Annotated in this window: 11 protein-coding genes; 4 read left to right on the plus strand and 7 right to left on the minus strand. The window is 61.4% G+C overall.

Annotation, left to right across the window (positions count from 1 at the left end):
- Window positions 1-30 precede the first annotated feature (30 nt).
- The 4 genes from ACF8K2_RS24520 to ACF8K2_RS24535 all read right to left on the minus strand — a co-directional run bounded on the left by ACF8K2_RS24520 (window position 31) and on the right by ACF8K2_RS24535 (window position 5,334).
- Entirely contained in the window at window positions 31-1,125 is a 1,095-nt protein-coding gene (locus ACF8K2_RS24520) for a polyamine ABC transporter substrate-binding protein (RefSeq protein WP_186555860.1), read from the minus strand.
- A gap of 173 nt (window positions 1,126-1,298) precedes the next feature.
- Window positions 1,299-2,396, minus strand: coding sequence for a polyamine ABC transporter substrate-binding protein (locus ACF8K2_RS24525; RefSeq protein ID WP_392468277.1), 1,098 nt, complete (start codon window positions 2,394-2,396; stop codon window positions 1,299-1,301).
- A gap of 169 nt (window positions 2,397-2,565) precedes the next feature.
- Complete coding sequence (locus ACF8K2_RS24530; protein ID WP_186555858.1) at window positions 2,566-3,927, minus strand: aspartate aminotransferase family protein; 1,362 nt, start codon at window positions 3,925-3,927, stop codon at window positions 2,566-2,568.
- A 48-nt stretch (window positions 3,928-3,975) separates the two neighbouring features.
- A complete protein-coding gene (locus ACF8K2_RS24535; RefSeq protein WP_186555857.1) occupies window positions 3,976-5,334 on the minus strand; it encodes a glutamine synthetase family protein in 1,359 nt (452 codons plus the stop codon).
- Window positions 5,335-6,001: 667 nt separating this feature from the next.
- On the opposite strand from ACF8K2_RS24535, the gene ACF8K2_RS24540 reads away from it, so the two are divergent.
- On the plus strand, window positions 6,002-7,378 hold the full coding sequence (locus ACF8K2_RS24540) for a glutamine synthetase family protein (protein WP_186555856.1): 1,377 nt from the start codon (window positions 6,002-6,004) through the stop codon (window positions 7,376-7,378).
- Window positions 7,379-7,497: 119 nt separating this feature from the next.
- Here the strand turns inward: ACF8K2_RS24540 and argA are convergent, their stop codons facing one another.
- Window positions 7,498-8,796 (minus strand): amino-acid N-acetyltransferase, encoded by a 1,299-nt coding sequence (gene argA, locus ACF8K2_RS24545; protein WP_186555855.1) that lies wholly within the window; start codon window positions 8,794-8,796, stop codon window positions 7,498-7,500.
- A 126-nt stretch (window positions 8,797-8,922) separates the two neighbouring features.
- A complete protein-coding gene (gene argE / locus ACF8K2_RS24550; RefSeq protein ID WP_186555854.1) occupies window positions 8,923-10,065 on the minus strand; it encodes an acetylornithine deacetylase in 1,143 nt (380 codons plus the stop codon).
- A 282-nt stretch (window positions 10,066-10,347) separates the two neighbouring features.
- Between argE and ACF8K2_RS24555 the strand changes: the two genes are divergently transcribed.
- Entirely contained in the window at window positions 10,348-11,745 is a 1,398-nt protein-coding gene (locus ACF8K2_RS24555; protein ID WP_392468282.1) for an inorganic triphosphatase, read from the plus strand.
- Here ACF8K2_RS24555 and ACF8K2_RS24560 read toward each other — a convergent pair.
- A complete protein-coding gene (locus ACF8K2_RS24560; RefSeq protein ID WP_186555852.1) occupies window positions 11,734-12,204 on the minus strand; it encodes an Lrp/AsnC family transcriptional regulator in 471 nt (156 codons plus the stop codon). The two genes, ACF8K2_RS24555 and ACF8K2_RS24560, sit on opposite strands and share 12 nt — an antisense overlap.
- Window positions 12,205-12,330: 126 nt before the next feature.
- Between ACF8K2_RS24560 and ACF8K2_RS24565 the strand changes: the two genes are divergently transcribed.
- The gene (locus ACF8K2_RS24565; protein WP_264236815.1) at window positions 12,331-12,657 is read left to right on the plus strand and encodes a hypothetical protein; all 327 of its coding nucleotides are present in this window, start codon (window positions 12,331-12,333) and stop codon (window positions 12,655-12,657) included.
- 191 nt (window positions 12,658-12,848) lie between these two features.
- Entirely contained in the window at window positions 12,849-14,528 is a 1,680-nt protein-coding gene (locus tag ACF8K2_RS24570; protein ID WP_392468286.1) for a GspE/PulE family protein, read from the plus strand.
- Window positions 14,529-14,572: the final 44 nt, after the last annotated feature.

A 14,572-nucleotide genomic window follows, 5' to 3' on the forward strand; every position in this document is an offset into this window, starting at 1 on the left:
GCCCGCCCTTGGCGTGGCGGGTCTGGATGATTATTTGCCCGACTTGACCTTGGTCCAGCTGCGGGTCATCAAACGTTGCACCTTGGGCGGCAACTCACTGTTGACGAACATCTTGTCCAGCACTTCCTGCGGTGGGTAAACCGCGGCGTCAGTCCTCACGGCCTGGTCCATCAGGTCGCCAGCCTTGGGGTTTGGGTTGGCGTAACCGACGTAATCACTGACCTGGGCGATAACCTCAGGTTTCAGCAAATAGTTGATGAAGGCGTGCGCCTCTTTGAGGTTCTTGGCGTCCTTCGGAATCGCCAGGACATCGAACCAGAGGTTGCCGCCTTCCTTGGGAATCGCGTAGGCCAGGTTAACGCCCTTCTTGGCTTCTTCAGCGCGGGCCTTGGCCTGGAAGATATCGCCGGAGAAACCGGCAGCGACGCAGATGTCGCCATTGGCCAGATCGGTGATGTACTTCGATGAATGGAAGTAGGTCACGTAGGGACGCACGGCCAGCAGCTTCTGCTCGGCCTTTTCATAGTCCTTGGCATTGGTGCTGTTCGGGTCCAGGCCCATGTAGTTGAGCACCGCCGGCAGCATTTCGTCCGCCGAGTCGAGGAAGGCCACGCCGCAGGTGGAGAGCTTTTTCATATTCTCCGGCTCGAACAGCACCGCCCACGAATCAATAGTGTCTACGCCCAGCACCGCCTTGACCTTGTCGACGTTGTAGCCGATGCCATTGGTGCCCCACAGATAAGGCACGGCGTACTGGTTGCCCGGATCGTTCTTTTCCAGACGCTTCATCAGCGCAGGATCCAGGTTGGAATAATTGGGCAGCAGATTCTTGTCGAGCTTCTGGAACGCGCCCGCCTTGATCTGCTTGCCGAGGAAATGGTTGGACGGCACCACCACGTCATAACCGGTGCGACCGGCCAGCAGCTTGCCTTCCAGGGTCTCGTTGGAATCGAAGACGTCTTGTACCGGTTTGATCCCGGTTTCTTTCTCAAAATCGGCGAGGGTGGTCGGCCCGATATAGTCCGACCAGTTATAGAAATGCACCGTTGGCGCCGCTTGGACGCTGCATGCCAGCGTCAGGCCCGCTCCAGCCATCAAGGCTTTGCGAAATACAGAAATAGACAAGTGGATGCTCCTCACAATCAGTGCATTCAGTGACGGTGTGCCGTAGTAGTAAGCCGCGCCGTACACGCGAAACCGGCGCGCAACTTACCGTTGCAGCCTCGATGCCGCAAACTTATTTGCCTTACAGCCACCCTGAGCCGGAGAACCCCGGCGCAGAGGGCTTGAGCACAGGCTTACTTGCCCGACTTGATCTTGGTCCAGCTACGGGTGATCAGGCGCTGGGCTGCAGCTTCTGGAGCGGCAATGGCGTACAGCTGCTTTTTCACGTCGGCTGGTGGATAGATGCTTGGGTCGCTGGTGATGTCTTTGTCGACGAACTGGGTCGCGGCCTTGTTGCCGTTCGGGAAGCGCACGGCATTGGTGATCTCGGCCATGACTTCAGGCTGCAACAGGAAGTCCATGAACTTGTAGGCGGCTTCCTTATGCTCGGCATCCTTGGGAATGGCGACCATGTCATAGAAGGTGCCGGCACCTTCTTTAGGAATGATGTAGTCCAGCTTGACCTTGTCACCGGCCTCGTGGGCACGGGCCTTGGACTGCTCCAGGTCACCCGAGTAGCCGACCGCTACGCAGATGTTGCCGTTGGCCAGGTCACCGATGTACTTGGACGAGTGGAAATAGGTGATCGAAGGACGGATGCTCAGGAACAGGTCTTCAGCAGCCTTCAAGTCTTCCTTGGTCGTGCTGTTGCTCGGCTTGCCCAGGTAGTGCAGCGCAGCCGGAAGCATTTCGGTCGGCGCATCCAGGAAGCTCACGCCGCAGCTCTTGAGCTTGGCGATGTTCTCTGGCTTGAACACGGCGTCCCACGAGTCGATCTTGTCCACGCCCAGCGCGGCCTTGACCTTCTCTGGGTTGTAGCCAATGCCGATCGAGCCCCACATGTAGGGGAAGGCGTATTTGTTGCCCGGGTCGCTGGCGTCACCGACGGCCTTGAGCAGGTCTTCGTCGAGGTTCTTCCAGTTCGGCAGCTTGGAACGGTCCAGTTCTTCGTAGACGCCAGCCTTGATCTGCTTGGCCAGGAAGTTGTTGGACGGCACGACCACGTCGTAGCCCGACTTGCCCGCCAGCAGCTTGGCTTCGAGGGTCTCGTTGCTGTCGAAGACGTCGTACTTGACCTTGATACCAGACTGTTTCTCGAACTTGGCGATGGTGTCCGGCGCGATGTAGTCCGACCAGTTGTAGACGTTCAACACCTTGTCTTCAGCCTGAACAGCAGTGGCCATGGCACCCATCAGGGCTGCGGCCAGCAACGTCTTGCCCATTTTCTTCATGCGTCATGCTCCAGATTTTTTTAATTAGCCATCCGTTCAGCTGCCAGGTCCCGCAGTACACGCGTTGGGCGACTGAAACAGTCGCTAGTCTGGCAAGTTACAAGGCGCTGTTTCAAGGAAAGCAGGGCCTTGTAACCGCTTAATGTCACAACGCTAGCGTAGCAGGTGGTCATTTCACCGCTTGAAGGGTCAAGTCCAGGCATTTACGTGCCTTTTCCACCAGCTCGTCGATCTCGGCATGGCTGATCACCAGCGGCGGCGCAATGATCATGGTGTCGCCTACCGCGCGCATCACCAGGCCGTTCTCGAAGCAGAAGTTTCGGCAGATCATGCCCACGCCCTTGCCCTCGTAACGGCTGCGAGTCGCCTTGTCCTTAACCAGCTCGATCGCGCCGAGCAGGCCCAGGCCGCGCACTTCGCCCACCAGTGGGTGGTCCTGCAGCTCACGCAGACGTTTCTGCAAATACGGTGCCGCTTCTGTCTTGGCTTTCTCGACGATTTTCTCGTCACGCAGAATACGCAGGTTTTCCAGGCCTACCGCCGCCGCCACCGGGTGGCCGGAATAGGTGAAACCGTGGTTGAAATCGCCGCCTTCGCTGAGCACCTTGGCCACAGTGTCACGCACGATCACACCGCCCATGGGGATGTAACCGGAGGTCAGGCCCTTGGCGATGGTCATCAGGTCAGGCTTGAGGTCGTAGTAATCGGAGCCGAACCACTCGCCGGTACGGCCGAAGCCGCAGATCACTTCGTCAGCGACGAACAGGATGTCGTACTTGGCGAGGATCTCTTTCACCTTCGGCCAGTAGGTTTGTGGCGGAATGATCACCCCGCCAGCGCCCTGGATCGGCTCGGCAATGAAGGCGGCGACGTTGTCTTCGCCGACTTCGAGAATCTTTTTCTCCAACTGCTCGGCAGCCCACACGCCGAAATCGTCCGGGCTCATCTCGCCGCCTTCACCGAACCAGTACGGCTGCGGGATATGCACGATGCCCGGGATCGGCAAGCCGCCCTGCTCATGCATGCCGCTCATGCCGCCGAGGCTTGCGCCAGCAACGGTGGAGCCGTGGTAGCCGTTGATGCGGCCGATGATGGTCTGCTTGTGCGGCTTGCCCTTGAGTGCCCAGTAATGGCGGACCATGCGCAGCACGGTGTCGTTGCCTTCGGAGCCGGAGCCGGTGAAGAACACATGGGTCATGCCCTTGGGGGCCACGTCGGTGATCGCCTTGGCCAGCTCCAGCGCGGGCGGATGGGCGGTCTGGAAGAACAGGTTGTAGTACGGCAGCTCACGCATCTGCTTCTCGGCCGCTTGCACCAGTTCTTCTCGGCCATAACCGACCGCCACGCACCACAGCCCAGCCATGCCGTCGAGGATCTTGTGCCCCTCGCTGTCCCACAAATGCACGCCCTGGGCCTTGGTGATGATGCGCGGACCTTTCTCTTTCAGCTGCTTGTAGTCGCTGAAAGGTGCCAGGTGGTGCTCACTGCTCAGGGTTTGCCAATCACGGGTTTGCGGGTTGTTGACGCTCATGTGCTTCTCCGTTTTGCGACAGCCGCGCTCCTGCGGCCCCAGGGTTGATCAGACGGCAAACAGCAGGAACTCACGTTCCCAGGAGCTGATTACCCGTTTGAAGTTTTCATGCTCGGCGCGCTTGGTCGCGACGTAGCCGGTAATGAATTTCTTGCCCAGGTATTTCTCCAGGTCCTGGCAGTTCTCCATTCGTTCGAGGGCATCTTCGAGGGTCAGCGGCAGGCGCAGGTTGCGCCGCTCGTAACCCCGACCCTGGACCGGCGCGCTCGGGTTGATGCCTTCGACCATGCCGATGTAGCCGCACAGCAGGCTGGCGGCAATCGCCAGGTAGGGGTTGGCATCGGCGCCCGGCAGGCGGTTTTCCACCCGTCGATTTTGCGGACCGGCATCGGGCACGCGCAGCCCCACAGTGCGGTTCTCTTCGCCCCACTCGACGTTGACCGGCGCCGAGGTGTCGGGCAGGAAGCGGCGGAACGAGTTGACGTTGGGAGCGAACAGCGGCAGCACGTAGGGGATGAACTTCTGCAGGCCGCCAATGTGGTTGAGGAACAGCTCGCTCATGCTGCCATCTTCATTGGAGAAGATATTCTTGCCGGTGTGCGCATCGACCACGCTCTGGTGCAGGTGCATGGCGCTGCCGGGCTCGCCGGTCATGGGCTTGGCCATGAAGGTGGCGGCGACGTTGTGCTTGAGCGCGGCCTCGCGCATGGTGCGCTTGAACACCAGGATCTGGTCAGCCAGGTGCAGGGCGTTACCGTGACGGAAGTTGATCTCCATCTGCGCCGTGCCGTCTTCGTGGATCAACGTGTCGAGGTCCAGCTGCTGCAATTCGCACCAGTCGTAGACGTCCTCGAACAGCGGGTCGAATTCGTTGGCAGCCTCGATCGAGAACGACTGGCGGCCGGTTTCCGGGCGGCCCGAACGGCCGACTGGCGGTTGCAGCGGGAAGTCCGGGTCTTCGCTGCGCTTGGTCAGGTAGAACTCCATCTCCGGCGCGACAATCGGCTGCCAGCCCTTGTCAGCGTAGAGCTTGAGCACTTTTTTCAATACGTTGCGCGGCGACAGCTCGACCGGATTGCCCTTCTTGTCGTAGGTGTCGTGGATCACCTGGGCGGTCGGTTCGATGGCCCACGGCACGAGAAACACCGCGTTCTCGTCGGGGCGGCAGATCATGTCGATATCGGCAGGATCCAGCAGCTCGTAATAGATGTCATCGTCGACGTAGTCGCCGGTCACGGTCTGTAGCAATACGCTCTCGGGCAGGCGCATGCCTTTTTCGGCGATGAACTTGTTGGTCGGCGAGATCTTGCCGCGGGTGATGCCGGTCAGGTCGCTGATCAGGCATTCCACTTCGGTGATCTTGTGCTCTTTCAACCAATCGGTGAGCTGGTCGAGGTTGTTACTCATAAATACCTCAGGAGGTAAGGTGGCCCGGCTGGAGTATGTCGGGCGCTACTGACGCCTGGCGTCGATCAAGGTGGACGCTGCTCGGCTGAAATGGCCGCAGCAGACCCACGCATTGATTCTGGATGCACTGCCGTGGCAAAGCAAAGCGGCGCGCGCAGGACGTCACTGGATACCCGCGCAAGGCGTGTATCCATGAAGCATTCGAAGGGCAGGAAAAACGAAAGGCGTGCAGTAAACTGCTACTTAAGGTGAATGGACCGTGCCGACCGTCAATTATTGCGGCCAGGGCATCGACGGCTACGGCGCTGTGCGCGAAGACCTTGCGGCGAGCGGAACGGGTACCTGAATGCGCTGCGCAGGCAGCACGTGCAGGTCGCGGCAAGCGGACCATGTGACCCTCGTATTATTGTGTTTTGGGTTGAGGCCGAGCTTAGCCTTGTTCATTTTTTTACACAACATCTCCGTAAAAAATAAAACACGGCCCGCGTGAGATAACCCTTCCGAGGGAAAATAGCGGATAATGGCACGCCCCGATATGCAGCAAATCGGCCGTCGATGTGCCATTTCAGGGCATCATGGGGTTGGCTTGACTTCAGTAGGTCTTTCCGATTGACTGGGGTTGCAAGCCCCCCTTGATTGATATTTTTAACAACAAAGGTGTTGCATCATGTCGGTACCCCCGCGTGCCGTTCAGCTTAACGAAGCGAACGCGTTCCTTAAGGAACATCCTGAGGTTCTCTACGTTGACCTTCTGATTGCAGATATGAATGGTGTGGTGCGCGGCAAGCGCATTGAGCGCACCAGCCTCCACAAGGTTTACGAGAAAGGCATTAACCTGCCGGCCTCCCTCTTCGCCCTCGACATCAACGGCTCTACCGTTGAAAGCACGGGCCTGGGTCTGGACATCGGCGATGCGGACCGCATCTGCTATCCGATCCCTGACACGCTGTCCAACGAGCCCTGGCAAAAACGCCCGACCGCTCAGTTGCTGATGACCATGCACGAGATCGAAGGCGAGCCGTTCTTCGCCGATCCACGTGAAGTGCTGCGTCAGGTCGTGAGCAAGTTCGATGAATTGGGCCTGACCATCTGCGCCGCTTTCGAGCTGGAGTTCTACCTGATCGACCAGGAGAACGTGAATGGCCGCCCACAACCGCCGCGCTCGCCGATTTCCGGCAAACGCCCACAGTCGACCCAGGTTTACCTGATCGACGACCTCGACGAATACGCCGATTGCCTGCAGGACATCCTCGAAGGTGCCAAAGAGCAGGGGATTCCGGCCGACGCCATCGTCAAGGAAAGCGCCCCGGCGCAGTTCGAAGTCAACCTGCACCACGTCGCCGACCCGCTCAAGGCCTGTGACTACGCGGTGCTGCTCAAGCGCTTGATCAAGAACATCGCCTACGACCATGAAATGGACACCACCTTCATGGCCAAGCCCTACCCGGGCCAGGCAGGCAACGGCCTGCATGTACACATTTCCGTGCTGGACAAAGATGGCAACAACATCTTCACCAGCGAGGATCCCGAGCAGAACGCCGCGCTACGTCACGCTGTCGGCGGTGTGCTCGAGACCCTGCCCGCGTCGATGGCGTTCCTCTGCCCGAACGTCAACTCGTACCGCCGTTTCGGCGCTCAGTTCTACGTGCCCAACGCGCCGAGCTGGGGCCTGGACAACCGCACCGTGGCCCTACGCGTACCCACCGGCTCGCCGGACGCCGTGCGTCTTGAGCACCGTGTAGCCGGTGCCGACGCCAACCCGTACCTGATGATGGCGGCCGTGCTGGCAGGCGTGCACCATGGCCTGACCAACAAGATCGAGCCTGGCGCGCCAATCGAAGGCAACTCGTACGAGCAGCTGGAGCAAAGCCTGCCGAACAACCTGCGCGATGCGCTGCGCGAGTTGGACGACAGCGAGATCCTCAACAAGTACATCGATCCGAAGTACATCGACATCTTTGTCGCGTGCAAGGAGAGCGAGCTGGAGGAGTTCGAGCACTCGATCTCTGACCTCGAGTACAACTGGTATCTGCATACCGTGTAAATGAAAACGCCGTCTTCTCAGACGGCGTTTTTCGTAGTGCGCTTTGTGTCGTGTGTATTGGGGCTGCTGTGCAGCCCCAGTACAGGCAGCGCTGAGATAATGCCTAGCACTGCCCCCGCTTAGATCGACTTCTCGAAAATCTTCGAATTACGCTGGAAGTTGTACAGCGACGCCCGCGCCGCCGGCAGCCGCTCGACGCCGCTTGGCTCAAAGCCGCGCTCGCGGAACCAGTGCGCCGTGCGCGTAGTCAGCACGAACAGGGTTTTCAACCCCAACGCCCTCGCCCGCGTCTCGATCCGCTCCAGCAAATCATCGCCGCGCCCGCCATGACGGTACTCCGGGTTCACCGCCAGACACGCCAGCTCCCCCGCTTCGGAATCAGCAATGGGATACAGCGCCGCACACGCGATGATCATGCCGTCGCGCTCGACCACGCTGAACTGCTCGATCTCACGCTCAAGCACCTCACGCGAGCGGCGAACCAGAATGCCCTGCTCTTCCAGCGGGCTGATCAGTTCCAGCAGGCCGCCGACATCCTCGATGGTCGCCTCACGGACAATCTCGAACTGCTCCTGGGCTACCAGGGTGCCGCCGCCGTCGCGGGTGAACAGCTCGGTGAGCAGCGCACCGTCATCGGCATAACTGACGATATGACTGCGCGCCACGCCGCCTTTGCAGGCCTCGGCGGCGGCATCGAGCAATTCACCCTGATAGTCAGTACCCAGGCGGAGCAGATGCGGCGCGACCTGCTGTGGCCGCAACTCACGCACCAGCCGGCCATTCTCATCGAGCAAGCCCGGCTCGGCGCCAAACAGCAGCAGCTTGTCGGCGCCCAGCTCGATCGCAGCGCGGGTGGCCACGTCTTCGCAGGCCAGGTTGAAAATCTCGCCGGTCGGTGAATAGCCCAATGGCGACAGCAGCACGATGGAGCGCTCATCGAGCAGCCGGCTGATGCCTTTGCGGTCGATCCGCCGGACTTCACCGGTATGGTGATAATCCACCCCTTCCAACACGCCGATTGGGCGGGCGGTGACCAGGTTGCCGGAGGCCACGCGTAGGCGCGAGCCCTGCATCGGCGAAGCGGCCATGTCCATCGACAGACGCGCCTCGATGGCCACCCGCAGGGCGCCGACCGCATCGATCACGCAGTCCAGGGTGGCGGCATCAGTGATACGCATGCCGCGGTGATAGTGCGGGGTGAGGCCGCGGGCCGACAGACGGCTCTCGATCTGCGGACGCGAGCCATGGACCAGCACCAGGCGCACGCCAAGGCTGTGCAGCAGTACCAGGTCGTGGACGATGTTGCCGAAATTCGGGTGTTCGACGCCATCGCCAGGAAGCATGACCACGAAGGTGCAGTCGCGATGGGCATTGATGTACGGGGACGCATGGCGTAGCCAGTTGACGTATTCGGGCATGACAGAGCCTGTGGATAAGTGGACGGAGAACGGTCAAGGCGCACAACGTTCGAAAGTCATCGTCGGAACAGGCTTGCGGTCACGCGTACTCTCCTCTAGGCAGGAACGAATCAGGTCAATGGACGTTTAGCTCAGGCAATAGTGCCTGATCAGATCACGCAATAGACGCACGGTAGGCTCGATACGTGACATTTCCAGGTACTCGCCCGGCTGATGGGCACAGGCAATGTCGCCAGGGCCCAGCACAATGGTCTGGCAACCCAGCTGCTGCAGGTACGGCGCTTCGGTGCCAAAGGCCACCGCTTCGGCGCGATGGCCGGTCAGGCGCTCGGCCACTTGCACCAGTTCGGCGTCGGCCGCTTGCTCGAACGGCGGCACCTCCGGGAACAGCGGTTTGTAGTCGATACGCACATCGAGCTGCTCGGCTAGCGGCACCAGTTTCTCGCGGATGGCCGCGCGCAGTTGCTCTGGGTCCATACCCGGCAGCGGGCGCAGGTCGAACTCCAGCGCGCACTGGCCACAAATGCGGTTGGGGTTGTCGCCGCCATGGATACAGCCGAAATTCAGGGTCGGTGTCGGCACGCTGAACTGCGGATTACGGTAGGTCTGCTGCCATTGCTGGCGCAGGGCGATCATCTCGCCCATCACCGCGTGCATGGCTTCCATGGCACTGCGGCCCAGGCTTGGATCCGACGAATGGCCACTGCGGCCGAGAATCTCGATGCGCTCCATGAGGATGCCCTTGTGCATGCGGATCGGCTTGAGCCCGGTGGGCTCACCGATCACCGCCGCGCGGCCAAGTGGCTGGCCCGCTTCGGCCAGGGCGCGCGCGCCGGACATGGAGCTTTCTTCGTCACAGGTCGCGAGGATCAGCAGCGGCTGTTTGAAGTCATGCTCCAGCAGCGGCAGCACCGCCTCGATGACCAGGGCAAAGAAACCCTTCATGTCGCAGCTGCCCAGGCCGACCCAGCGATCACCGACCTCGGTCAGCTTCAGCGGGTCGGTTTTCCACAACTGGGCATCGTACGGCACAGTGTCGCTGTGGCCAGCCAGTACCAAGCCGCCAGGACCCGTGCCCCGGCTGGCCAGCAGGTTGAATTTGCCGGGGGTGACCTGCTGGATATCGCACTTGAAGCCCAGATCGCCCAGCCAGCCGGCCAACAGCTCGATGACCTGACGGTTGGACTGATCCAGCGCAGGCTGGGTACAACTGACCGAAGGCGCAGCGATCAGGGCGGCGAACTGGTCTTTCAGCGACGGCAACGGCATGCGCGTACTCCTCAAAAGCGTGGGTTCATCATAACCCTGCATGCCGCTGGCCGAGCAAGCACTGTCGGGGCCGCTGCGCGCCCCATTGCAGGCTGCCGCCAGCTCCCACAGAAAGACAGTTGCTCCCACAAAAGTCGAGCGGGGCCCGTGGGAGCTGGCGAAGCCTGCGATGGGGCGCGCAGCGGCCCCGGTACACCACAAACCATCCACCACCTCAAATGAACCCTTGCGGGTGTACTGCTGTAGACTGCACACCACGATGCCCCCTCCTTCGAGCCCGCGATGCACAAAGAAACCGAACTCAAACTCCGCGCCAGCCGCGAGACCCTCGCCGCCCTGCGCGAGCACCCCCTGCTGAAGAAGCGCAACAAGTCCGGCTGGCAGACCCGCGAACTGCTCAACCAGTACTTCGACACCCCCGCGCGTGAACTGTCCGCCGCCCGTGTCGCGCTGCGCCTGCGCCGTGATGGCGATGTCGTCATCCAGACCCTCAAGTGCCGCGGCCAGAGCGTCGCCGGGCTGTCAGAGCGCAATGAGTACGAGTGGCAGCTGGACAAAGCCAAGCTCGACCTGAAGAAACTCGACGCCAGCTGCTGGCCCGAGCAACTGGCCGAGCTCGACAAGAAAACCATCAAGCCACTGTTCACCACCGACTTCACCCGCGAGTTCGCCGAAATCTCCTGGGGTCGTGGCAAGGCCAAGGTCGTCATCGAGGCCGCGCTGGATCAGGGCTTCGTCATCGCCGGCAAGCGCAAGGAAGAAATCTGCGAGCTGGAGCTGGAGCTGCGTGAAGGCGCACCTGAAGCGCTGCTGGAACTGGCCGCCGAACTGTCCGCCACCCTGGCCCTGATGCCCTGCGACATCAGCAAGGCCGAGCGCGGCTACCGCCTGCTTGAGCCAGACAGCTACGAGCTGGGCCTGCCGGGCACCGAGCTGGATGCCGAAATGGCGGTGGACGACGCCTTTGCTGCGCTCGCCTGGCAACTGTTGGGCAGCAGCCAGCGTTTGGCCGAGCAGTATCGCCACAACGGCCATTGGAGCCTGCTCAAGGACTGGGTACGTTGCCTGGCAGAGCTGCGCGCCCTGGTCGGTAGCCTGGGCCAGGCGGCGCCGCGGCCAACCACCCGCGAGCTGCGCGCCAGCCTCGATGCACTGCTGGAAGACTGGCGCCCGCTGGTAATGGCCGGCAACGATGATGAAGACATTCGTCGCGCCGCCCCTGAGCAGTTCGCCGAAGAGCTGGAAGACCCGCGCTGGGGCCAGTTCTCCCTGCAAACCTCGCGCTGGCTCACTGCCCGAGCCTGGACCGTCGAGCGTAAAGGCCGTGGTGAACGCCAGGGCAAGGCGCAGCTGTCGAGCTGGCTGCAACACTTGCTCGGCGAAGAAGCCCGCGCCCTGAAGCTGCCACTGTATGTCCAGCGTCCGGAAGACCTGGCCGAGCAGCTACCGCGCATCGAGACCCTGCAAGCCTGGCTGCACCACGCCCGGCAAGTGCTGGACGTGCCTCAGCTGGACCGCCTCTACGGCGAGCTGAACAAGCTGCACCAGCTGGCTGAGCAGCCGCTGTCCGAGGACGAGGAGCAGTCTCTGGCGCTGCAGGACGCGCGCATCGAGCAAGCCCGCGCAATCGAGCAGAACCGCGCTTGGAAGCACCTGCTCAAGTCGCCTTCAACGCGTTAATGGCAAGCTGGTCGTGGACTTGATCTCGGACAAGGCCACGATCGAATTGACCTCCTGGATCCCCGGTACATTCGACAGCTTTTCGAAGAAAAATCGTTCGTAAGCTTCAATGTCCGGGGTGACGATGCGCAGCAGGAAGTCCACTGAGCCCATCAGCACGTAGCACTCCAACACCTCTGGAAATTCGCGGATCGCTTCGGTGAAGCCAGCGAAGTTCGAGCGCCCGTGGGCGTTTAGCTTCACTTCGGCGAAGATCTGCGTGTTCAGGCCGACCTTCTTGCGGTCGAGCAGCGTGACCTGGCCACGAATGACACCCTCCTCTTTCAATCGCTGAATCCGACGCCAACACGGCGACTGCGAGAGGCCGACCCGCTCGGCGATCTGCGCGCTGGACAGCGACGCATCCTCTTGGAGCAGCTCAAGAATTCGCCGGTCGTAAGCATCCAGCTCGGCTTGCATTGATAATTCTCCGAATTGCCAAATCACGAATCATTCAATCTGCCAACATGGCAAACTAATCGAATCATAGCGAAAAAATGCCGCTTCAAGCGTGCCAGAATTCTCCCATCCTGGTGGAGAACAGCAATGAACGCACTCGAACGGCCCGACACCCTACCCCGCACCGACGCCTGGGCCGCCAGCGCCGCCCACAGCAGTGTGCGCTATCAGCTGCAGGCTGAGGCCGAGCCAGACAGCCTGTGCCGGGTGCTGAACCTGTTTGCCTTGCAGTTTCTTACACCCACCAGCGTGCAGATGAGCCAGCAGGGGGATTGGCTGGATATCGAAATCGGCATCGGTGGCTTGAGCTGGCACCGCGCCGAGGTGATCGCGCAAAAGTTGCGTAACCTGGTGTGTGTGGCGGATGTGGAGCTGGTCAACCAACCGCAGCTTCACGAGCTGGCAGCCTGCTGATCAGCTCCAGGAGCGACTTCCTGCTGATCAGCTAGCAACTGGCTACCTGCCGATCATCGTGGGAGCGGGCTTGCCCCGCGATAGGGCCGGCACTGCCCCGGTAAAATCCGGCAACTGTTCACCGACACTGTGCAACCACCGCCCGACTAGCCTTTCCAGGACTCCCCCTCCTCGGCAAGGACGCCGCCAGCATGCACACCGCCAACAACCACGACCTCGACCTGAACCGCCTGCTCGACACCCTGCTGGCCGAGCAACGCCTGCAACCCAATGACGCCCTTCAGGTACTCGAACACCCCGCCCCAGCTGCCGACCATCCCCTGGAAACCATCGCTCGACTGGCCCTGGAAGACCGCCAGCACCCCGGCCAGCGCCTTGATCTGGACACCCTCTGCCAATGGCTTGCCGATAAGGTCGAGCAACCCTTCCTGCGCATCGACCCATTGCAGCTCGACCTGTCGCGCATCAGCGCAGTGATGTCGCGCGCCTTCGCTAACCGCCACGGCATTCTCGCGGTAGCGGTGGACGATCACAGCGTCACTGTCGCCAGCGCCCAACCCTATCAACGCGAATGGGAGGCCGATCTTGCGCGCAGTCTGGGCAAGACCATCCAGCGCGTGCTGGCCAGCCCGCTGCAAATTCGCCAACTCGGTCAAACCCTGTTTCGCCTGGCGCACTCGGTACAGGGCGCAGGCTTGCAACAAGACCACGGGCTAGGCGAGCTGGAGCAGCTGCTGGAACTGGGCAGGCGCCAGGCTGAAGCCAGCGCAGACGACGCCCATATCGTGCACATCGTCGATTGGCTGCTGCAGTACGCCATCGAACAGCGCGCCAGCGATATCCACCTTGAGCCGCGCCGCGAGCAGGGCCAGCTGCGCTACCGGATCGATGGTCTGCTGCATACCGTGTACGCCTTTCCCGCCAGCGTGACATTGGCCCTGGTTAGCCGGATCAAGCACCTGGGACGGATGGACGTGGCCGAAAAGCGCCGCCCGCAAGATGGCCGTTTGAAGAGCCGCCTGCCAGGTGGCGCCGAGGTCGAGCTGCGCCTGTCCACACTGCCAACGCCATTCGGTGAAAAGTTGGTGCTGCGCCTGTTCGACCCAGAGCAATTGCACGAGAACTTCGATCACCTGGGCCTGGATGGCGTGTTGCTGAGCCAGTGGGAAGGTCTGCTCAACCAGCGCCAGGGCATCATCCTGCTGACCGGGCCGACCGGCTCGGGCAAGACCAGCACCCTCTATGCCAGCCTCAAACGCCTGGCCACGCCCCAGATCAACCTGTGCACCATCGAAGACCCGATCGAGCGGCTGGAGCCAGCCTTCAACCAGCTGCAAGTCCAGCCCAGCCTGGACCTAGGCTTTGCCAACGGCGTACGCGCGCTGCTGCGCCAAGACCCAGACATCATCATGATCGGTGAAATCCGTGACCGCGAAACTGCTCAGGTCGCAGTCCAGGCTGCACTTACCGGTCATCTGGTACTGTCGACCCTGCACACCAACGACGCCTGCGGCGCGATCACCCGTTTGCAGGAGCTGGGCGTGGCCGATTACCTGATCAAGGCGACCTTGATCGGGGTCATGGCTCAACGCCTGGTGCGCACCTTGTGTGTCGACTGCCAAGGTACGGCAGGCCTGCACAGCACGCCGTGCCGGCTATGCCGCGGCACCGGTTATCACGGTCGCACCGGGCTGTTCGAGTTGCTGGTGCCGGGCGCTGGCCTGCGCGCCAGTATCGGCCCGGACACTGACCTGGCCAGCTTGCGTCAGCAGGCCGTGCGCGAAGGGCTGCACGATCTACGGCGCAGCGGTGAAGACAAAATCGCCCGTGGATTGACCAGCCTGAGCGAGGTGCTGAGGGTCTGTAGCTGATGAAAAATCCCTTTGAAAAAGGGAACTTGGATGACTGAAAGCCG

Origin of the sequence: Pseudomonas sp. xss_2 (assembly GCF_043104195.1) — a bacterium.
In the GTDB taxonomy this organism is placed as follows: Bacteria; Pseudomonadota; Gammaproteobacteria; order Pseudomonadales; family Pseudomonadaceae; genus Aquipseudomonas; species Aquipseudomonas urmiensis.